At 74.3% G+C, this 20,276-nt stretch carries 19 protein-coding genes, 1 pseudogene and 1 riboswitch; of the genes and pseudogenes, 9 read left to right on the forward strand and 11 right to left on the reverse strand.

The window, feature by feature from the left end:
• Window positions 1-56 precede the first annotated feature (56 nt).
• The 8 genes from crtI to AB0H83_RS16065 all read right to left on the reverse strand — a co-directional run bounded on the left by crtI (window position 57) and on the right by AB0H83_RS16065 (window position 7,085).
• Window positions 57-1,517 (reverse strand): phytoene desaturase family protein, encoded by a 1,461-nt coding sequence (gene crtI / locus AB0H83_RS16030; RefSeq protein ID WP_360093377.1) that lies wholly within the window; start codon window positions 1,515-1,517, stop codon window positions 57-59.
• Between the two features lie 34 nt (window positions 1,518-1,551).
• The gene (locus AB0H83_RS16035; RefSeq protein WP_360093380.1) at window positions 1,552-2,772 is read right to left on the reverse strand and encodes a glycosyltransferase; all 1,221 of its coding nucleotides are present in this window, start codon (window positions 2,770-2,772) and stop codon (window positions 1,552-1,554) included.
• Window positions 2,754-3,491 carry a carotenoid biosynthesis protein gene (locus AB0H83_RS16040; RefSeq protein ID WP_360093383.1) on the reverse strand — a complete coding sequence of 246 codons (738 nt, stop codon included), beginning with the start codon at window positions 3,489-3,491 and terminating at the stop codon, window positions 2,754-2,756. The genes AB0H83_RS16035 and AB0H83_RS16040 overlap by 19 nt, the downstream gene beginning before the upstream one ends.
• Window positions 3,488-4,024 carry a GNAT family N-acetyltransferase gene (locus AB0H83_RS16045; RefSeq protein ID WP_360093386.1) on the reverse strand — a complete coding sequence of 179 codons (537 nt, stop codon included), beginning with the start codon at window positions 4,022-4,024 and terminating at the stop codon, window positions 3,488-3,490. The genes AB0H83_RS16040 and AB0H83_RS16045 overlap by 4 nt, the downstream gene beginning before the upstream one ends.
• On the reverse strand, window positions 4,021-4,620 hold the full coding sequence (locus AB0H83_RS16050; protein ID WP_360093754.1) for a monooxygenase: 600 nt from the start codon (window positions 4,618-4,620) through the stop codon (window positions 4,021-4,023). Before AB0H83_RS16050 ends, AB0H83_RS16045 begins: the two co-directional genes overlap by 4 nt.
• A 50-nt stretch (window positions 4,621-4,670) precedes the next feature.
• A complete protein-coding gene (locus AB0H83_RS16055; RefSeq protein ID WP_360093390.1) occupies window positions 4,671-5,165 on the reverse strand; it encodes a YbaK/EbsC family protein in 495 nt (164 codons plus the stop codon).
• A gap of 10 nt (window positions 5,166-5,175) precedes the next feature.
• Complete coding sequence (locus AB0H83_RS16060) at window positions 5,176-6,120, reverse strand: EamA family transporter (protein ID WP_360093393.1); 945 nt, start codon at window positions 6,118-6,120, stop codon at window positions 5,176-5,178.
• Window positions 6,121-6,185: 65 nt separating this feature from the next.
• Window positions 6,186-7,085, reverse strand: coding sequence for a class I SAM-dependent methyltransferase (locus AB0H83_RS16065; RefSeq protein ID WP_360093396.1), 900 nt, complete (start codon window positions 7,083-7,085; stop codon window positions 6,186-6,188).
• Window positions 7,086-7,132: 47 nt separating this feature from the next.
• Here AB0H83_RS16065 and AB0H83_RS16070 point away from each other — a divergent pair, with 47 nt between their 5' ends.
• The 5 genes from AB0H83_RS16070 to AB0H83_RS16090 all read left to right on the forward strand — a co-directional run bounded on the left by AB0H83_RS16070 (window position 7,133) and on the right by AB0H83_RS16090 (window position 15,530).
• Window positions 7,133-7,717, forward strand: a complete 585-nt coding sequence (locus tag AB0H83_RS16070; protein WP_360093399.1) for an XRE family transcriptional regulator — start codon at window positions 7,133-7,135, stop codon at window positions 7,715-7,717.
• 409 nt (window positions 7,718-8,126) lie between these two features.
• A complete protein-coding gene (locus AB0H83_RS16075; RefSeq protein WP_360093402.1) occupies window positions 8,127-8,660 on the forward strand; it encodes an SAV_6107 family HEPN domain-containing protein in 534 nt (177 codons plus the stop codon).
• Between the two features lie 886 nt (window positions 8,661-9,546).
• Window positions 9,547-10,206 (forward strand): hypothetical protein, encoded by a 660-nt coding sequence (locus AB0H83_RS16080; protein ID WP_360093757.1) that lies wholly within the window; start codon window positions 9,547-9,549, stop codon window positions 10,204-10,206.
• A 384-nt stretch (window positions 10,207-10,590) separates the two neighbouring features.
• Window positions 10,591-12,210: a DNA polymerase Y family protein gene (locus tag AB0H83_RS16085; RefSeq protein ID WP_360093405.1), complete on the forward strand. Its 1,620-nt coding sequence runs from the start codon at window positions 10,591-10,593 to the stop codon at window positions 12,208-12,210.
• Window positions 12,210-15,530: an error-prone DNA polymerase gene (locus tag AB0H83_RS16090; RefSeq protein ID WP_360093408.1), complete on the forward strand. Its 3,321-nt coding sequence runs from the start codon at window positions 12,210-12,212 to the stop codon at window positions 15,528-15,530. Before AB0H83_RS16085 ends, AB0H83_RS16090 begins: the two co-directional genes overlap by 1 nt.
• On the opposite strand, the gene AB0H83_RS16095 is transcribed toward AB0H83_RS16090, so the two are convergent.
• Together AB0H83_RS16095 and AB0H83_RS16100 are read right to left on the reverse strand one after the other, a co-directional pair.
• Entirely contained in the window at window positions 15,527-15,940 is a 414-nt protein-coding gene (locus AB0H83_RS16095; protein ID WP_360093411.1) for a hypothetical protein, read from the reverse strand. The genes AB0H83_RS16090 and AB0H83_RS16095 overlap by 4 nt on opposite strands.
• A complete protein-coding gene (locus AB0H83_RS16100; protein WP_360093414.1) occupies window positions 15,933-16,298 on the reverse strand; it encodes a hypothetical protein in 366 nt (121 codons plus the stop codon). The genes AB0H83_RS16095 and AB0H83_RS16100 overlap by 8 nt, the downstream gene beginning before the upstream one ends.
• Before the next feature lie 290 nt (window positions 16,299-16,588).
• Between AB0H83_RS16100 and AB0H83_RS16105 the strand changes: the two genes are divergently transcribed.
• Window positions 16,589-17,017, forward strand: a complete 429-nt coding sequence (locus AB0H83_RS16105; RefSeq protein WP_360093417.1) for a hypothetical protein — start codon at window positions 16,589-16,591, stop codon at window positions 17,015-17,017.
• A gap of 51 nt (window positions 17,018-17,068) precedes the next feature.
• Here the strand turns inward: AB0H83_RS16105 and AB0H83_RS16110 are convergent, their stop codons facing one another.
• On the reverse strand, window positions 17,069-18,043 hold the full coding sequence (locus AB0H83_RS16110; protein ID WP_360093420.1) for an aldo/keto reductase: 975 nt from the start codon (window positions 18,041-18,043) through the stop codon (window positions 17,069-17,071).
• Window positions 18,044-18,061: 18 nt separating this feature from the next.
• Here AB0H83_RS16110 and thiE point away from each other — a divergent pair.
• From thiE to thiS, 3 genes and pseudogenes are all read left to right on the forward strand, one after another.
• Window positions 18,062-18,658: pseudogene (gene thiE / locus AB0H83_RS16115) on the forward strand (thiamine phosphate synthase); the annotation flags it as partial.
• Between the two features lie 221 nt (window positions 18,659-18,879).
• Complete coding sequence (thiO, locus tag AB0H83_RS16120) at window positions 18,880-19,914, forward strand: glycine oxidase ThiO (RefSeq protein WP_360093423.1); 1,035 nt, start codon at window positions 18,880-18,882, stop codon at window positions 19,912-19,914.
• Between the two features lie 24 nt (window positions 19,915-19,938).
• Window positions 19,939-20,049: riboswitch (TPP riboswitch) on the forward strand.
• Complete coding sequence (gene thiS / locus AB0H83_RS16125) at window positions 20,048-20,254, forward strand: sulfur carrier protein ThiS (protein WP_360093760.1); 207 nt, start codon at window positions 20,048-20,050, stop codon at window positions 20,252-20,254. It overlaps the preceding riboswitch by 2 nt.
• Window positions 20,255-20,276: the final 22 nt, after the last annotated feature.

Genomic DNA, 20,276 nt, shown 5'->3' on the forward strand with positions numbered 1-20,276 from the left:
CCAGGGCCGGGAGTCGTGCCAGGGCCGGGCGTCGTACCAGGGCCGAGCGGCCTGAGCTACGCGGCGCCGATCCGGTCGGCGACGATCTTCGCGGACAGCATCACCAGCGGCAGGCCGCCGCCGGGGTGGACCGACCCGCCGACCAGGAACAGGTCCCGGACCGTGCCCCGGTTCGGCGGGCGGAGCAGCCCGGTGAGGCCGTGGCTGGCGGTGCCGTAGATCGCGCCGCCGGGGGAGCGGGTCGCGGTCTCCAGGTCGGCCGGGGTCAGCACGTCGCGGAACAGCAGCCGGTCCCGGACGTCGACCCCGCGGGCCGCGAGGACGGCGAGGACCCGGTCGGCGTACCCGTCGGCGACGCCGGGCGCGCGCCAGTCGAAGGCACCCTGCGGCGGGGCGTTGACCAGCACGAACCACGCCTCGTGGCCGTCGGGGCGGGCAGCTGGGTCGGCGGCCGACGTGACGAACACCGTCGGGTCCGCGGGCGGCCGGGCCGGGCGGCCGAAGATGGCGTCGAACTCGGCGTCGTAGTCGTCGGGGAAGAACACCGTGTGGTGCGCCAGCTGCGGCGTCGTGCCGCGGACGCCGAGCAGCAGGACGAAACCGCCGAGGCTGCGCTGCGTGAGAGCGGCCGCGCGGCGCGGTGACGGCAGCAGGTCGCGGTAGACGTGCAGGGCGTCGGCGTTGGCGACCACCAGGTCGCTGCGGACCGTTGTGCCGCCGGCGAGGACGACCCCCGCCGCCCGGGAACCCTCCACCAGGACGGACTCGACGGGCGTACCGAGGTGGACGGTGACGCCGAGCGCCGCGCACCGGGCGAGCAGTGCGTCGGCGAGCGTGCCGAGGCCGCCGCGCAGGTACCAGCCGCCGAACTCGAGCTCCGCGTACGGGATCGCGAGCAGCGCGGCCGGCGCCCGGCGCGGGTCGGCGCCGGTGTAGGTGGCGTACCGGTCCAGCAGCATCCGCAGCCGCGGGTCGCGCAGGTGGCGGCGGCCCAGGCCGCGCAGGGTCCGGCCGGGAGCGATCGCGGCGAGGTCGCGCAGCCGCCACGCCAGCCCCGCCAGCTGCAGCGGACCGTCGACCGGGGCGGTCAGCACGTGCCGCCACGAGGTGTCCCAGACGCGCCCGGCGCGCCGCCACAGCCGCCGCCAGTCCTGCGCGGCCGTGGCGCCGAACGCGTCGCCGATCCGGTCGGCGAAGCCGGCCCCTGCGCACGAGTCCAGGGTCGTGCCGTCGGGGAAGCGGTGCCGTACCAGCGGATCCAGCGCGACCAGGTCCAGCTCCGGGGCGGGGCCGCCGGTGTGCGCGAACAGCTCCGCCGCGACCTGTGGCAGCGTGAACAGGCTCGGGCCGGTGTCGAAGCGGAACGTGCCGGCGCCGGTGACCCGCTCGTGCCGGCCGAGCTTGCCGCCGGCCACGGCCGCCTGCTCGAACACGGTGACGCGGTGCCCGGCGGCGGCGAGCCGGGCCGCCGTGGCGAGCCCGCCGACCCCGGCACCGATGACGGTCACGGTCGCCATGCCGGGCGCCCCTTCCGGATGAGAGGGGCACCGGTCACGGTTGCCATGTCGGGCGCCCCTTCCAGGTGACCCGGCCGCGTCGGCGGAACGAGCGGGCGACCAGCCAGGCGAACAGCAGCACGGACACGGGATGGGCGAGCGCGTCGGGCCAGGCCCGGCCGCCGGTCGTCCGGGCGCTGACGACCCGGCCCGCCACGCCCAGCAGGTAGCCGGCCGCACCCCACCACTGGCCGGCTAGGACGGTGAGGGGGAGCACGACGTACAGGCTGAGCAGCAGCGACACGACGGCCGCGGCGCCGGCGGGGGAGCCGAACGACGCCCACAGCGACTTGCTGTAGCCGTCGACGACCTCCCGCCACGACGTGTACATCCGGCAGGTCGCGAGGCTGGAGCCGTTGGCGAGCGCGATCCGGCCGCCGGTGCGTTTCACCGCCCGGGCCAGCTCGATGTCCTCCAGGACCTTGTCGCGCACCGCCGCGTGGCCGCCGGCCCGGTCGTAGGCGGCCCGGCGCACCAGCAGGAACTGCCCGCCGGCTGCGGCGAGCGACGGCCTCGGGGAGCGTTCCATCGCCCGCAGCGGCAGGAACGTCAGCCACGACCACTGCAGCAGCGGCTGGACGAGCCGCTCACCGGCGCTGCCCGCCGTGATGCGCGGGTACGGGCTGAGCAGATCCGCCCCCGCATCGTCGAGTACGACGGCAGCCGCCCGGACGGCGTCCTCCCGCAGTACCACGTCGGCGTCGAGGAAGACCAGCAGGTCGGCGTCCCCGGCGGCGTCGGCGAGCTGCTGGCAGGCGTGCGGCTTGCCGAGCCACCCCGGCGGCAGCGGCCCGCCGGTCAGCAGCGTGACCCTGTCCCCGCCGACCGCCCTGACCAGGTCGGCGGTGCCGTCGGTGGAGCCGTCGTCGAGGACGACCAGCCGGGGCGCGCCGCGCAGGGCCAGCAGCGCCCGCAGGCACGGCTCGACCCGCGCCGCCTCGTCCCGCAGCGGCAGCAGCACCGCGACCTGGCCGGCGGCCGCCACAGCGCCGGCGGCGCTGCCCAAAACCGAGTCCCTCGAAGCAGCCGCATCCGTCGAGTCCCCCGAAACAGCCGCCTCCGCCGAGTCCCCCGAAGCAGCCGCATCCGTCGAGCCTCCCGAGGCAGCCGCGCCCGCCGATGGCGGACGGCGCAGCAGCCGGGCGTTGACCAGCGTGTGCACCGTCAGCGCCAGCACCACCCCGGTCAGCACCAGGGTCAGGACCGCGAGCGCCACAGCGTCACCGCCAACGGCACCGCGACCAGTCCCATGCCCAGCGCCCCCCACGCCGCCGAGGCCGGCATGTCCAGGAACACCGCGTGCGCGAGGACGCTGGAGCCGTACGTCCACAGGTACAGCGCGTACATCACCCCATCGTCCCCGCGTACCGGGCCGGTGACGGTGAAGGTGAGGGCGGCCGCCAGTACCAATGCCACCAGGAGCCAACCGAGATAGTTGGTCAGCGGGATGTCCGGCACGCCGGGCAGGGTCGCGCCGGGGGAGTCCCAGCGCCAGTAGCCCTCGCCGACCATCTGCGGGTCGAGGAAGAGGTCCCAGGCGGCCAGGCCCAGCCCGGCGGCGCCGACCCGCAGCCAGCGCCGCTCGGTGAGGCGGGCGGCGGCCACCCACGCCGGCCACGCCATCCAGGTCCACGCCAGTGGGATCACCAGCGGTACGCCCATCAGGCGCGGCCCGAGCGCTCCGGTGTAGTCGTAGTCGCCGAAGGGGTACCCGGTCTCCCGGCCGACCGCCTCGACCGCGAACCCGCCACCGGTGGTGACGGCCACGAGCAGTGCCGCGGCGCGCGGACCGCGGGACCACCAGGCGTGCCCGACGGACAGCAGGTAGCCGGCGACGACGGTGGCGACGGTCAGCGCGGCGCGGGTGCTGCCGTGCACGAGCGGGTACGCGATCTCGACGAGGACGAGCACGCCGAGCAGCGGCCAGAGCTTCACAGCGGCAGTTGCCGGCCGAGGACGGCGAACGGGCGGTCGTCGCCCGGGAAGTTGAAGTGCCGCAGCACGTCGACGAAGCCGAAGCGCCGGTAGAGCCGCCACGCGCGGGACGTGTCCTCCGGCGCCTCCGGCGTGGACAGCAGCGCGGTCTGCTGCGGCGCGTTGGTGAGCAGGTCGTGCAGCTGCCGGGCGCCGATGCCGTGGCCCTGCGCGTGCGGGCGGACGTGCAGCTCGACGATCTCGAAGCAGTTGCTGAGCCAGTACTTGCGGTGCTCGCGGCGCAGCGCGTTGCGCACCTGGTCGTGCCACCACTGCCCGGACGTGCCGCGGTAGCCGTAGCCGAAGCCGAGCAGGGTGTCCTCGTCGTCGAGGGTCGCGACCGCCTGGAACGACTCGCGCCGGGTGTGACCGGCCACGTAGCCGCGGCGGGTCTGCAGCAGCTGGACCGAGTAGCCCATCGCCTCCCCGTAGACGGCGATGACGTCGTCGAGCCGCGCGAGGAGGTCCTCCCCGCGCCACCGCACGAGCCTCACGGGCGGTCCCTCCAACCGATCACCTCACGGTCGCCGGTGACGTCCAGCACGCGGAACCGGGCGAACAACTCCTCCGCATACCAGCCCTCGCGGGGTGTGCGGTCCACGACGGCGGCATGCTCGGGCTGACGGTACGCGAAACGGACGACATCCGCCGCACCGCGCCAGAGGCTGACGGTGCCCTGGAATCCTACGGGTGCCTCGCCGATGCCGAACGCGCAGATCAGGCCCTCGGCGTTTTGCAACGCCCGGGAGACCGGATCGATGGCCCTCCAGAACGCGGGCGCCCTGCGGGCCTTCAGCCTGGCCCTGGTCAGGACAGCGATCATGTCGGTTTTTCCGGCTCTGGTACGTGCATCGAACGGCTCCCGCCCCGCCCACGTGCCGCGACTGGCGATCGGATCCAGGGTGAGGACGCACTTCGCCACGGCGCCGCGCATCGGCGGGCTCACCGCGGTGTCGCCGACGACGAGCGCGGCCCAGCGGGTCAGGTCGGCCTTGTCCGCGCCGAACTCGCTGCCCTTGCCGGTGCCGAGCAGCTTCACGAAGTCCGCGTCGCGGCGCAGCCGCCGCCGGTCGACCGCCATGCCCCACATCGCCGCGGGCACGGCCGCGGGCCGCACCCGCCACACGTGCAGCCGGACCGTCACGCAACCTCGGCCGGCGTGCCGTCGGTGATGCGGACCAGCTCGGCGTACGTGATCGGGAACACGGCCTGCGGGATGCCGCCGGCGGCCCAGATCTCCGCGTACTGCTGTAAATCGACGTCGACGAGCGTGTGTACCGGCTTCGGGTGGCCCAGCGGCGACACCCCGCCGATGACCTGGCCGGTGTGCTCCCGCACGAACTCGGCGCTGGCGCGCTTCACCCGGCTCTTGCCGATGCCGAGCAGCGCGGCGACCTTCGCGGTGTCGACGCGGTGTGCGCCGGACGTGAGGACCAGCAGCGGGTCGCCGCCGGTGTCGAAAATCAGCGAGTTGGCGATCTGGCCGACCTCGACCCCGACCGCCTCCGCGGCGGCCACGGCGGTGTGCACCGGCTCGGTGAGGACCCGGACCTGGCAAGGGCTGCCATCGGTGGCGCGGGCCCCGGCGGCGTCGAGTGCGTCTTGGACCGCCTGCACGTTGGGATGTACCTGCATGCGGTCGACTCTAGTTGGGGGCACCGACAGTTTCCGGCTCGCGCTGCGCCGGCTGCGGTTTGACCCGGGCGGTCTCGGCGAGCGCGACCCCGGCCAGGATCAGCACACCGCCGCAGATCTGCGCGACGTTGAGGTGCTCGTGCAGGACCAGCCAGGCCACCGCGGTCGCGATCACCGGCTCCGACATGCCGATGATGCCGACGCTGGTCGGCGGCAGGTGCCGCATCGCTCCGGCGAGCAGCAGGTACGACGCGATCGACCCGCCGAGCACCATGTACGTCAGCAGCAGCCACACCGGGACGCCGCGCGTGGTGACCGTGGTGCGGGCGAAGTCGAAGTCCCACCAGGGCCGCACCACCGACCCGGCCAGGGCGGACACCCCGAACGCGTACGCGGTCAGCGACAGCGTGTCGCGGCTCGTCACGCCGCGGGCGCTGAGCAGGTAGTAGGCGGCCAGCAGCACGGCGGCGCCGAGCGCGGCGGCCACCCCGACCGCGTCGAGGCGCAGCTCGCCCCAGATCTCCGCCACGCAGGCCAGGCCGGCGAGGCTCGCGGCGAGCCCAGCCCACAGCCTGGGCCGCACCGCGTGCCCCTGCACGAACCGCGCCCACAGCGCGACCAGGACCGGCGCCGTGTACTCGAACAGCAGGCTGATGCCGACGGGCAGCCGCCCGATGCCCACGAAGTAGAGCATGGGGACGAAGAAGAAGCCGGCGAGGCCGTACGCGACGAGCATCGGCACCTCGCGGCGGCTGACCCGCAGTCCGGCCGGGCGGAACACCAGCGCCAGCGCGAACAGCCCCAGCGCGGCGCCGCCGGCCCGCAGCGTGGTGAGCTGCGGCGCGTCGATCCCGGTCCCGGCGGCGAGCTTGGAGACGGTGCCGTTGACGGCGAACAGGGCGCTGCCGGCGAGGACCATCGCGACACCGGTGGCGGGGCGGGGCTGGTGAGTCACCCGCAGAGGGTACAGGTCAGGGGTAGGGAGTGCTCCACTCCTTACCCCTTCCGGAGGCTGCGTGCTTACGGCCGGGCGGACCAGGCGGTGCGGCGGGCCTGGACGGCGAGGTCCCCGCGGTGCGGTACGTCTTCGGCCAGGACCTCCAGCGCGGCCAGGTCGGCCGGGTTCAGCCGGTCCTGGAGTCCCTGCCGGAGGCGGCGGAGGGTCGTCTGCGCGTACCGAACGGCGGCCTCGGGCAGCGGGGGGCGCAGGTCGATCTCGAAGCGGTGCGTGGCCTCGACCGTGAACCCGGCCGCCCGCAGCAGCGGCGCCCAGTCGGCACCGAGGTGCGGCATGTCGCCGGCCCGCGCCTCGGCGACCAGGGCGTGGCAGCGCTCCTCGATCGGGTCGCCGGGCAGGAACCGCGGGAACGCGTCCATCTCCAGCACCACGAGGCGCCCGCCGGGACGGATCACGCCGCGGATGCCGCGCAGCGTGGCGACGGGGTCGGCCAGGTGGTGCAGCGAGTTGGCGGCCCACACCAGATCGGCCGTGGGCAGCGTGCCGGGCGGGGTGGTGTCGAGGTCGGCCTCGATCGTCCGGATCCGCTCGGGTACGCCCATCGCCTCCGCCTTGCGCCGGATGTGCTCCAGCATCTGCGGGGACACGTCGACGGCGGTGACCTGCGCCTCGGGGAAGCGTCGGGCCAGGGCGAACGTGCCGGCGCCGGTGCCGGCACCCAGGTCCAGGACGGTGGCGGCGGGGCCGGCGTGCTCGTGCACCCAGGCCATGGCCTCGGTCAGGTGCTCGTGCAGCACCTCGGCGTCGAGGTCGAGGATGTCGGCGAGCTCCTGGTGGTCGCCGTGGTCCCCGTGTCCGTGGTCCCCGTGTCCGTGGTGCTCGTGTCCGTGGTGCTCGTGTCCGTAGTGCTCGTGTCCGTGGTGCTCGTGTCCGTGTGCTTCGTGCTGGTGATCGTGTGCCATGGTGCCAAGGTAGCCGCTGATTGCGTCACCGACATATGCTCTTGCGTATGACGCAAGACGGTGCGCTCGACGAGCTGGTTCGCAAGCGGATCCGCGGGCTGCGGGTGGCCAGGGGCTGGTCGCTGGACGACCTCGCCTCCCGGTGCTACCTGAGCCCCTCCACGCTGAGCCGGATCGAGACGGGCCACCGGCGCATCGCCCTGGACCAACTCGCCCCGATCGCCCGGGCGCTGGGGACCACCCTCGACCAGCTGGTGGAGTCCCCGGACGACGAGGACGTGGTGATCCGGCCGCGGCGGGACACGGTGCACGGGATGACCACCTGGATGCTGACCCCCGAGCCCGGGCCGCACGGCGTGTTCGTGGCCAAGATGCGCATCACCCGCCCAGTCCCCGGCGACCTGCGGGTGCACCCCGGCAAGGACTGGTTCACGGTGCTGTCGGGGACGGTCGTGCTGCGGCTGGGGGAGCGGACCATCCTGGTCGAGGCCGGCCAGGCGGCGGCGTTCTCCACCATGACGCCGCACGCCATCGGTGCCCACGGCGGCCCGGCGGAGATCCTCTGCGTCTTCGACCACGACGGCCAGCGCACCCACCTGCACCCCTCGGCGGAGACTGACACGACCGGATGATCGTGCGAACGGATGTTCGAAAAATCTCCCCGCGCCGTTGCACCTCCCCCACCCCCCGGGTGTAGTCTTATCCCAGTCGAACGAGTGTTCGAACTGCTTCGGGAAGGCGATTCGCGGCGCTCTTCCCGAGCGCGGTCCGCGACACCGCGGAGGCCGGATTTTCGCGGGTCTGGCCTCAGGTGGGGTCGCTGCCCGCCGCCCACGACCCCCGGGCGGCGGGCAGCGACCCAGCCGGCCCGCCGGCCGGGGGTGGTGTGGGGAAGCTCCACGCCCGGCCGGCGACGTCGCCGTTCGACCGCTGTCCGAGCTGTTCCGACCCGCGCGTCGCCGCTACTCCCCCAGCGGCGGCCCGCACGCACCACGGGCACCCATGGCGGGTCCCGCCGACGCACCACAGAGGGAGACACCGATGCCGGCGAACCGTTCGACCCACTCGTCCAACATCAGTCGATTCCCGGGCGCCCCGGCCACCCCCGCGGTCGCCGGTCCGGCCGGCGGTGTGTCCCGGCAGCAGCTTCCGGTTCCCGCGCATGCGCTTCCCCACCGCACGCCACGGGAGCTCTTGACCCTCGCCCGCCGCGGCCTCGAGGAGGCGGCGGAGATCCGCACCGACGGCATGCGCTATGCCACTGCCCACCTCGCCGCGCTGCGCGCCGCCGCGGCCGTCCTCGCCGCCCGGGCCGTGCCCGCCGCGCCGGGCCGCCGCAGCCGGGTGACGAGCGTGTGGTCGCTGCTGGTGCTCGTCGCACCCGAGCTGACCGAGTGGGCGGCCTATTTCGCCGCCGGCGCCAGCAAGCGTTCCGCCGCGGAGGCGGGCATCCCGCGGGTGGTCACCGCCCGGGAGGCCGACGACCTGATGCGCTCCGCGGAGCAGTTCATCGCCGTGGTCGAGGTCGGCCTCGGCCTTTCCTATCAGCCCAGGCTCGAGGGCCTGGCGAGCTGACTCGGCACTCAGCCCTCACCCGTCCAGTCCGGCACCGCCTCGCGCCGTGCGTCGCCCGCTCGGGGCGCTATTCCGCCGGGCGCTGACGTCGGCGGCGGTCGGCGCGGGCGGCTGAGGCTGTCACGCATTCCTGGTCCCAGATCGGCAACGGCCGTTCACCACCGTTTGTGGTGCCCGATTTGCCATGGTTGGACCTGATTAACGCTTTCGTGGGTCTCGGGGTTTCCGCTGGAGTCGACCTCAGGCGGGTGGGCTGAGCCGGGGGCAGGACAGCTGGGTCGGAAGAGCCCGCCGTGGCAGGAAGCGCGGCGGGAGGACAGCACAGACAGTGGGGGAGCAGGGTGCCGTGGCTGGCATGTCGGCTTCGGCGGCCGCCGAGTCCTACGACACACCCGTCGACACCGACGTCGACGCCGATGTCGACGCCGCGGTCAGGACTACCGGCGTGAGCAACGCTGCCCAGCCCCCGGCCACTCCGCCGGTTCTGCCTGCTTCCGTTCCGGGCTCGTCGTCCCGCGATCCGGGCCATCCGAGGCGGCTCGCCTCGGTCCCCGGCGGACCTCCCGCGAGGCAGCCAGCCGCCGGGTCCGGTCGAGCCGGCCGTCGTCAGGAGCTGGGAGCGGGCGCCGGAGGTGGGCGGCTGCGGGCGGTCGGCGGTCGACCGGCGGTCGTGGAGCAGCAAGCGGGCGGCGAGCGGTCCGCGGGCGTGGAGCAGCAAGCGGGCGTCGAGCAGTCGGCGGGCGTCGAGCGGTCTGCGAGCGTCGAGCGGTCTGCGAGCGTCGAGCGGCCGGCGGTCGTGGAGCGGTGGGGTGGGAGTAAGGCGGGCCGGCCGGCGGCGGGTGGGGTTGCCGGGGTCGCAGGGCTGGCTGGGCTGGTCGGGGCGGGGATGGTGCGGCCGGCGAGCGAGCACGCCGGTGGGGCGGGCCTCGGGGCGGGGAAGGTGCTGCCGGTGCTCGCGGGGCTGCGGGCGTTGCTGCCCGGAGGTGGGCTGCGGCGGGGTGCGACGATCGCGGTGCAGACGTCGTCGGTGCTGCTGGCGTTGCTGGCGGCGGCGAGCCGGGCCGGGTCGTGGTGTGCGGTGGTGGGGATGCCGGCGTTGAGTCCGGTGGCGGCGGCGGAGATGGGGATCGCGCTCGAGCGGCTGGCGTTGGTGCCGCATCCGGGGACCGAGTGGGCGGGCACCGTCGCGGCGTTGCTCGACGGGGTGGACATCGTGGTGGCGGCGGTGCCGGGGACGGTGGCGCCGTCGGTGGCGGGGCGGCTGGCGGCGCGGGCCCGGCAACGGGGCAGCGTCCTCATGCCGGCCGGGACGTGGGCGGGCGCGGACGTGACGGTGACCCCGGTCCAGCAGAGCTGGGGCGGGCTCGGCGAGGGGCGGGGGCGGCTGCGCTGCCGGGAGCTGACCATCCAGGCCCGCGGCCGGGGCGCGGCGAGCGCCGCGCGTGAGGTGACGCTGTGGCTGCCTGCGCTGGAAGGGCCGCTGCCGCCGGTCCACGACGCACGGATGCCGCGCAAGGCGGCCGCCGCGCTGCGGAGGGTCGGCTGACATGCGACCGCCCGCCGCCGCCCGGCACCCGGAACGACCCGCGCCCGCGGCCCGGCGCCCGGAGTGGCTGGCGCCCGCGGCCCGGCGCCCGGAGAGGCCGGCGCCCGCGACCCGCGTCCCCGGCCGGCGAGGTTCGGTGATCGAAGTCGTTCTGTGGTCGTCCGGGCGGCCGATCTGTGCCGTTGATCATGAGGGGCTGCGGGCGGGTGGTGGTGTGGCGCGGGTTGGCGGGACGTTGGCGCCCGCGACCCGCGTCCCCGGCCGGCGGGGTGTGGTGATCGAAGTCGTTCTGTGGTCGTCCGGGCGGCCGATCTGTGCCGTTGATCATGAGGGGATGTCAGCGGCTGGCGGGATGGGGGGCGGTGGCGGGGTGGGGGAGCGGCTGTGGTGATGCTGCGCACGATCGTGGTGTGGTGCCCCGACTGGCCGGTGATCGCGGCCGAGATCGTGGACGGGTACCCGGCGGGCGAGCCGGTGGCGGTGCTGCACGCCAACCGGGTGCTGGCCACGTCGCCCGCGGCGCGGGCCGAAGGGGTACGGCGAGGGCTGCGCAAACGGGAGGCGCAGGGGCGCTGCCCGCACCTCATCGTGCTCGAGCACGACCCGGGCCGGGACATGCGAGCGTTCGAGCCGGTCCTCGCGGCGGTCGAGGAGCTCGCGCCGGGGGTGGAGACGCTGCGGCCCGGGGCGTGCGCGCTCGCGGCCCGCGGGCCCGCGCGGTACTACGGCGGCGAGGCCGTCGCCGCCGAGCGGATCGTCGAGCACATCGCGCAGCGGTGCGACGTGGAGGCGCAGGTCGGCGTCGCCGAGGGGACGTTCGCGGCGGGGCTCGCGGCGCGGGCCGGGGTGCTCGTGCCGCCGGGGGAGACCGCGGCGTTCCTGGCGGACCTCAGCATCACCGCGCTCGGCCGGCCGGCGCTCACCGATCTGCTGCGGCGGCTCGGGATCCACACCCTGGCGGAGTTCGCGGCGTTGCCGGCGCCGGACGTGCTGGCGCGGTTCGGGTTCGACGCGGCGCTCGCGCACCGGCTCGCCGGCGGCAACGACGAGCGGCCGCTCGCCCCGCGCCGCCCGCCGCCGGACCTCGACGTGACGGAGACGTTCGACGAGCCGGTGGAGCGGGTCGACGCCGCGGCGTTCGCGGCCAGGGCGCTCGCGGAGCGGCTGCACGAGCGGCTCGGCGCGCACGGGCTCGCCTGCACCCGGCTCGGCATCGAGGCGACCACCGTCACCGGGCAGGAGCTGCTGCGGACCTGGCGGCACGACGGGCTGCTGAGCGTCGCCGCGATCGCCGACCGCCTCCGCTGGCAGCTCGACGGCTGGCTCACCGGCAACCGCAAAAGCGGCAACACCAGCAACACCAGCACCAACAACACCAGCACCAGCAACACCAGCAACAGCAACAGCAACAACACCAGCAACAACACCAGGCCCAACAGCGCGATAGCGCGGCTGCGGCTGATCCCCGAAGGCATCGTCGAGCACCTCGGGCTCCAGCCCGGCCTGTGGGGCGAGGCCGGCGACGAACGCGACCGCGCCCACCGTGCCCTCACCCGCGTCCAGGGCCTGCTGGGACCCGACGCGGTCCTCACCGCCGTCCTCGACGGTGGGCGCGCCGACAGCAGCCGGATCCGGCTCGTGGCGTTCGGCGACGAACGGGTCGCGCAGGGCACCGAAGCGCCGTGGCCGGGGCGGTTGCCGGCCCCGTCGCCGGCGACCGTGTACCCGGAGCCGCTGCCCGCCGACGTGCTGGACAGGGACGGGCGCACGGTACGGGTCAGTGGGCGACTGGAGCTCAGCGGCGCGCCCGCGACGGTACGGATCGGCGACGGGCAGCCGGTGGGCGTGGTCGCGTGGGCCGGGCCGTGGCCGGTCGACGAACGCTGGTGGGACGGCGGCGAGGCCCGCCGCCGCGCCCGGTTCCAGCTCCAGCTCGCCGACGACCAGGCGATCCTGGCCGTCCTCGAGGAAGGCACCTGGCACGTGGAAGCGCTGTACGACTGATGGGATTCACCAACCCTGACATCCCGTGGCGGGAGCTGGAACGCCGGCTGAGCGGGCACGCCGACTACCACCCCGACGTCCTGGCCGCCGACGACGGCGACGGCGGGGACGCCCCCGCGTGGACCCGCAAGCGCGCCGCGTACACCGCACCGCCGGAGCTGGACCGCGACCGCGACGCCGCCGCGGTGCCGTACGCGGAACTGCACTGCCACACCAACTTCAGCTTCCTCGACGGGGCCAGCCACCCCGAGGAGCTCGCCGAGACCGCGGCCCGGCTCGGCCTGTCCGCGGTCGCGATCACCGACCACGACGGCTTCTACGGCGTGGTCCGCTTTGCCGAGGCGGCGAGGGAGCTGGACATCCGCACGGTGTTCGGCGCGGAGCTGTCGCTGGGGCTGCCCGGGCCGCAGCAGGGCGAGCCCGACCCGCAGGGCCGGCACCTGCTCGTGCTCGCCAGGGGGCCAGAGGGGTACGCGCGGCTGTCGCGCACCATCAGCGAGGCCCACCTGCGCGGCGGTGAGAAGGGCCGGCCGGTGTACGACCTGGACGAGGTCGCCGCGACCCTGCGCGACCACGCACTGATCCTCACCGGCTGCCGCAAGGGGCACGTGCCCGCGGCGCTGCTGGCGCACGGCCCGGACGCGGCGGGCCGGGAGCTGGACCGCCTCACGCACCTGTTCGGCCCCGGGTCGGTGGCGGTGGAGCTGACCTCGCACGGCGGCCCGGACGACGACGAACGCAACGACGCCCTCGCCGACCTGGCGCAGGCCAGGGGGCTGCCGGTCGTCGCCACGAACAACGTGCACTACGCGACCCCGGGCCGCCGGCGGCTGGCGACCGCCCTCGCCGCCGTGCGGTCCCGGCGCAGCCTCGACGACATCGACGGCTGGCTGCCCGCGGCCGGCACCGCCCACCTGCGCTCCGGCGCGGAGATGGCGGCCCGGTTCGCGGTCTGGCCGGGGGCCGTCGCGAACGCCGCGCGGTTCGGTGCGGAGCTCGCGTTCGACCTGCAGCTCGTCGCGCCCCGGCTGCCGGACTACCCGGTGCCGGTGCCGGGCATGTCGGAGATGGACTGGCTGCGGCACCTGACGATGACGAAGGCCGCCGAGCGGTACCGGGGCAACGAGCGGGCGCACGCGCAGCTGGCGCACGAGCTGGCGCTCATCGAGGAGCTGAACTTCCCCGGCTACTTCCTCGTCGTGTACGACATCGTCACGTTCTGCCGGGAGAACAACATCTACTGCCAGGGGCGCGGCTCCGCGGCGAACTCAGCGGTCTGCTTCGCGCTCGGCATCACCAATGTCGACGCCGTCAAGTGGGGGCTGCTGTTCGAGCGGTTCCTGTCCCCGGAGCGCGACGGGCCGCCCGACATCGACATCGACATCGAGTCCGACCAGCGCGAGAAGGTCATCCAGCACGTCTACGCGAAGTACGGCCGCCGGTACACCGCCCAGGTCGCCAACGTCATCTCGTACCGGCCGAAATCCGCGGTGCGGGACATGGCCAAGGCGTTCGGGCACTCGCCGGGGCAGCAGGACGCGTGGAGCAAGCAGGTCGAGCGGTGGGGCGCGCTGGAGGAGGCCGACCACGACGACATCCCGCGGCAGGTGGTCGAGCACGCCAACGCGCTGCTCACGTTCCCCCGGCACCTGGGCATCCACTCCGGCGGCATGGTCATCTGCGACCGGCCGGTGATCGAGGTGTGCCCCGTCGAGCACGCCAGGATGCCGGGCCGCACGGTCCTGCAGTGGGACAAGGACGACTGCGCCTCCGTCGGGCTGGTCAAGTTCGACCTGCTGGGGCTGGGGATGCTGTCGGCGCTGCGGTACGCGTTCGAGATGATCGGCGGCGAGCTCGACATCTCCACGATGCCGCTGGACGACCCGGAGGTGTACGACATGCTGTGCCGGGCCGACTCCGTCGGGGTGTTCCAGGTGGAGAGCCGCGCGCAGATGGCGACCCTGCCCCGGCTGAAGCCCCGCGAGTTCTACGACCTGGTCGTCGAGGTCGCGCTGATCCGGCCCGGCCCGATCCAGGGCGGCTCGGTGCATCCGTACATCCGCCGCAAGAACGGACAGGAGAAGGTCACCTACCCGCATCCCCTGCTGGAACGGTCGCTGGAGAAGACGAAGGGGGTGCCGCTGTTCCAGGAGCAGCTGATGCAGATGGCGATCGACGTGGCCGGCTTCACCCCCGCCGAGTCCGATGAGCTGCGCCGCGCCATGGGCTCGAAGCGGTCGATGGAGCGCATGGGTCGCATCCGGCGGCGCCTGTACGAGGGAATGGCGGCCAACGGGATCACCGGCGCCCTCGCCGACGACCTGTTCGACAAGCTCGCCGCGTTCGCCAACTACGGGTTCCCGGAGAGCCACGCGATGAGCTTCGCGTACCTGGTGTACGCGAGCGCCTGGCTGAAGCGGTACCACCCGGCGGCGTTCTGCGCGGCGCTGCTCAACGCCCAGCCGATGGGGTTCTACTCGCCGCAGTCGCTGGTCGACGACGCCCGCCGGCACGGCGTCACCGTCCGGCGCCCGGACGTCAACCTGAGCGCGGCGAAGGCGACCCTGGAGGACCCGGTCCCCGGGGAGACGCCGGGCACCGGGCCGTCCGGGTGGGGGCGCGGCGGGCCGGTCGTGCGGCTCGGGCTGTCCGCGGTCCGCTCCCTGGGTGACGAGGTCGCGGAACGCATCGCGGCGGGGCGCGGCACGTACACCTCGATGAGCGACGTGGCCCGCCGGGCCCGGCTGAGCACCGCCCACCTGGAGGCCCTGGCCACGGCGGACGCGTTCGCGAGCCTCGGGCTCAGCCGGCGGGAGGCGCTGTGGGCGGCGGGCGCCGCGGCGCAGGAGACGGCGGGCCGGCTGCCGGGCACGACCGGTGGCCTGGAGGCGCCGATGCTGCCGGGCATGGACGCCGTGGAACGCATGGTCGCCGACGTGTGGGCGACCGGCCTGGCGCCCGACGCGCACCCGGCGCAGTTCGCCCGGGAGTACCTCGACCGGATCGGCGCGCTGCCCGTGCAGCGGCTGCACGACGTCGACCCCGGCCGCAGGGTGTCCGTCGGCGGGATCGTCACGCACCGGCAGCGCCCGGCGACCGCGGGTGGGGTCACGTTCATCAACCTGGAGGACGAGACCGGCATGCTCAACGTCACCTGCACGCCCGGCCTGTGGCAGCGGTACCGCCGGGTCGCCCGTACCGCCGGCGCGATGGTGGTGCGCGGTGTGCTGGAGAAGGCCGAGGGCGTGCTCAACCTGCGCGCCGACCACCTGGCGGTGCTGAGCCTGCCGGTCCGCTCGGCGTCCCGCGACTTCCGCTAACCGTCGCGGCGCTCGTCCCGGGCGCCGGTGCGCAGCAGCCACCACAGGCCGACGACGGGCAGGACGAGCGGGACGTAGCCGTACCCCTGGCCGTAGTCGGACCAGACGGTGGCGTCCGGGAACGCGGCGGCGTCCACGACGCTGAGCGTGCCGATGGTGAGCACGCCGAGCAGCTCGAACCCGCAGGCGGCCAGGGCGAGCCGCCGGGCACCGCGGGCCAGGGCGACGGTCGCCACGACGTAGACGGCGGCGGCGAGCGCCGACAGCGTGTACGCCAGGGGCGCCTCGCCGAACTTCGTGGCGATCTGCACGCTCGCGCGGGCGGTGGCGGCGAGGGCGAAGACCCCGTAGATCGCGACCAGGACCCGGCCGGGCCCGCGGTGCAGGCGGCCGTCGTTGCGTTCAGCCATTCCAGATCTGTCCCAGTCGCAGGATGAGCACGGGCACGATGACCGCGGCGCTGCCGATGAGCAGCGAACCCCACCGGGTCGGTTCCATCCGGGCGAGGACCGCGCCGGCCGGCGGCAGCAGCAGCGCGGTCAGCATGTACCCGATGAGGGTGACGACGAGCCCGCTGTCGTCGGGTCCGCCGCCACGGGCGAGGCCGACGACGAGCGCGACCACCTGCACCAGCACGAGGACCCCGACGACGGCGAGGCCCTGGAAGAGCGGCCGGGTCGGCGCGCGGTGCCGGAAGAACTCCACGAACGCCCAGGCCGCGAGGGCGAGCGACAGCACGGAAATGGCGACTGCCAGAGGCCCGATCACGGCCGACAGCGTAATGCGGCGGGCCCGGAGCTCCTGCCCCGGGCCCGTCCCGCTGTATGTTCCGGGCTGGTTACCGGCCTCGTGAGGGGTTGACGACACCGGGAACATCGGGTTCGAACGGTGCCCCCAGCTACCCGTGACACGACCGGCGGGGTCGCGGCGGTTCGTGAGTGTCGACTACCTTGCACTGCGCTGGGCCGTGGCACGTTTCGGGGATTCAATGCTTCCCGGGATTGCCTAACGTCTACGACAACAGCAACGAGATCACACCAATTGAGCTGGGGGATGCAATGAGCGAGTGGGACAGCGGCGACACGGGCCACGGCGGCCTCGACTACGAGCACGCTGAGGCCGGTCACGAGCAGGAGGGTCTGGACCAGCTGCACCAGGTGCACGCGGATCAGAACGACTACGACTCGCAGTTCGGCGTGTACGAGCAGGACCACGCGTCGGCCGAGTCCACGTCGTTCGACCAGGGTCACCAGGTGGAGTTCACGGGTGCGGACGGCTCGCACTACGCCGAGCAGGACTTCACCTCCTACGACCACGCCGAGGCCGAGCAGGACCACGTCTTCGCCGCCGAGGGTGAGGAGCACGCGTCCTCCTCGGAGTACGACCAGCTCGACGCCCTGCAGGCCCGCATGGAGAGCGCGTTCGCCGAGACCACCCAGCTGCACACCGACGGTGGCAGCGCCGCGCTGGGTGTCGCCTCCAACTAAGGCGTTGCGTGCAACGGCCGGCCCCCTTCGGGGCCGGCCGTTGCCGTGTGCTCAGTGCCCGAGGACCGGGTGCGGTACGTACGGCGCCTCGAGGCGCTCGATCTCCTTGTCGTCCAGGGTGAGCTCGGTCGCGGCGATCGCGTCCTCCAGGTGCGACAGCTTCGTCGCGCCGACGATCGGCGCCGTCACCACCGGCCTGGACAGCAGCCACGCGAGCGCGACCTGCGCCGGGGCGACCCCGCGCTCGCCGGCGACCTCGGCGTTGACGTCGACCACGGCGAAGTCGTCGTCGGTGTACATGGAGCTGAAGACGTCGCTGGCGGCCCGCGTCGTGCGCCGCTCACCGCCCCGGCCCCGGTTGCCGGCGAGCAGCCCCCGCGCGAGAGGGCTCCACGGGATGACGCCGATGCCCTGGTCGGCGCAGAGCGGCAGCATCTCCCGCTCCTCCTCCCGGTACACCAGGTTGTAGTGGTTCTGCATCGACACGAACTCGGTCCAGCCGTTGGCCCTGGCCGTGTACTGCAGCTTCGCGAACTGCCACGCGTACATGCTGGACGCGCCGATGTACCGGGCCTTGCCGGCCCGCACGACGTCGTGCAGCGCCTCCATCGTCTCCTCGACCGGAGTCTCCGGGTCGAAGCGGTGGATCTGGTACAGGTCGACGTGGTCGACGCCGAGCCGCCGCAGCGAGTTGTCGATGCCGGCGAGGATGTGCTTGCGCGACAGCCCGCTGTCGTTGGGCCGGTCGCTCATCACGCTGAACACCTTCGTGGCCAGCACGTAGTCGTCGCGCCGCGGGAAGTACTTCGCCAGCAGCCGGCCGGTGACGGTCTCGCTGGCGCCGAGGGAGTACACGTCGGCGGTGTCGAAGAACGTGATCCCGGCCTCGACAGCCCGCCGCACGAACGGGTCCGCGGCCTCCTCGTCGAGCACCCAGTCCCGCCACGCGGGATCGCCATAGCTCATCATGCCGAGACAGAGCTCGGAGACCTTCAGCCCAGTCCGGCCAAGTCGCACCTGCTTCATGTCTGAAAAACTAGCGCGGTGCACACGCTCGGACGACTCCATCTCATCACCGACACCCGCCCGGGGCGGGACGTGCTCGGCGTGGTCGGGCACGCCCTCGCCGCCGGGTTCGGCGTCGTGCAGGTCCGCCCCGAGGACGCCGTCACCGACCGGGAGGCGTACGAGCTGACCGTCCGCGTCCTCGCCCTGTGCCGCGCCGCCGGCGCGACCTGCCTGGTCAACGACCGGCTGCACGTCGCGCTCGCCGCCGGCGCCGACGGGGCGCACGTCGGCGCGGACGACCTGCCCGTCGCCGCGGCCCGCCGGGTCCTGGGCCCGCACGCGATCCTCGGCGCCACCGCCCGTAACCCCGTGACGGCCCGGCAGGCGGTCGCCGACGGTGCCACGTACCTGGGCGTCGGCCCGGCGTACGCGACGACCACGAAGACCGGCCTGCCCGACGCGATCGGCCCTGAGGGGGTCCGCGCCGTGGCCGAGGCGGTCGCGGTGCCGGTCGTCGCGATCGGCGGCGTCACCCCTTCGCGGGCGGCGGAGCTGTTCGCCGCCGGCGCCCACGCGGTCGCCGTGGTCGGCGCGATGAGCGGCGCCTCCGACCCGGCTGCGGCGGCGGCCGCCTTCGCGGCGGCGGCTCGCTTCGCAGGGCTTCTTGGGCGGGCCGGCTCACCCGATAAATACGAAATGTCGGATGTATCCGGGCGCTTGCGCCTGGATACATCCGGGAGACCAGGTGCCGGGAGACCAGGTGCCGGGAGACCAGGTGCCGGGAGACCAGGTGCCGGGGGACCGGGCGCCGCGGGGCCGGGTGCCGAAGGATCGGGTGCCGAAGGAGGGGCGGCGTGAGGGCCGGGATCGTCGGCGGCGGGGTCATCGGGCTGTCCGTCGCGTGGGAGCTGCTGCGCCGGGGTGCGCAGGTCACCGTGTACGACGCCGACCCCACGCGCAGCGCCGGCCGGGTCGCCGCGGGCATGCTGGCGCCGACCGCCGAGGCGGGCTTCGGGGAGGAGGCGCTGCAGGGGCTGATGCTCGAGTCGATGCGGCGCTGGCCCGCGTTCGCCGCCGAGCTCGGCGCCGCGACCGGGATGCCGCTCGGGTACCGGACCGACGGCACGCTGCTCGTCGCGCTCACCGACGACGACCTCACCGAGGTGCGGCGGCTCGTCGACTACTACCGGCGGGCCGGCACGCCGATCGAGCCGCTCACCGGGCGCCGGCTGCGGGAGCTGGAGCCGCTGCTCAGCCCCCGGGTCCGCGGCGGGGCCCTGGCCGCCGGGGACCACCAGGTGGACCCGCGGCTGCTGCTGGCCGCGCTGCGGAGCCTGCCGCTGCGGCACGAGGCGCGCGACGTCACCGACCTGTCCAGTCTGCGGGACGATGTGATCATCGTCGCCAACGGGTGCGGGCTGGCCGCAGTGGCCGGGCTGCCGGTGCGGCCGGTGAAGGGCCAGCTGCTGCGGCTGCGGGGGCCGGAGCCGCTGCTCACGCACGTGGTGCGGGGCGTCGCGCTCGGGCGGCACGTGTACCTGGTGCCGCGCGCCGACGGGGAGCTGGTCGTCGGCGCGAGCGAGGAGGAGCGCGGCGCCGACACGACGGTGACCGCCGGCGGGGTGCTCGACCTGCTGCGGCCCGCCGCGGACCTGCTGCCCGGCGTCGCCGAGCTGGCGCTCGCCGAGACCCTCGCGGGGCTGCGGCCCGGCACCCCCGACAACGCCCCGGTCCTCGGTCACCTACACGGCAACGTGTACGTCGCCGGCGGCCACTACCGCAACGGGGTGCTCCTCGCGCCGGTCACCGCGCACGCCGTCGCCGACCTGGTCACCAGGGGATCGACCGACGTTGACGTGAGCGCGTACGGGGTGAGCCGCTTTACCTGAGCACCGTGGCGGGGTTACCCTCAGCGCGTACCCACGGGAGTCCGGTGTGACCGGGCTGAGAGGGGGGCTGTCAGCCCCCGACCGTCGAACCTGATCCGGATCATGCCGGCGCAGGGAGTGAGGAGTGAGCCGTATGCAGCTCGTGGTCAACGCCGTCGCAGCCGACGTCGCCGACACCGCCACCATCGCCGACGTGGTCCGTGGCCTCGCCGGGGTCGCCGACCCGCGCGGGGTCGCCGTCGCGCTCAACGGGGCCGTGGTGCCCCGCGCGCAGTGGGCCGCGACCAGGCCCGCCGACGGCGACACGGTCGACGTGCTCACGGCGGTGCAGGGTGGCTGACCAGGGCAACAGCGCCACGCCG

Origin of the sequence: Dactylosporangium sp. NPDC050688 (genome assembly GCF_040654515.1) — a bacterium.
GTDB lineage: Bacteria > Actinomycetota > Actinomycetes > Mycobacteriales > Micromonosporaceae > Dactylosporangium.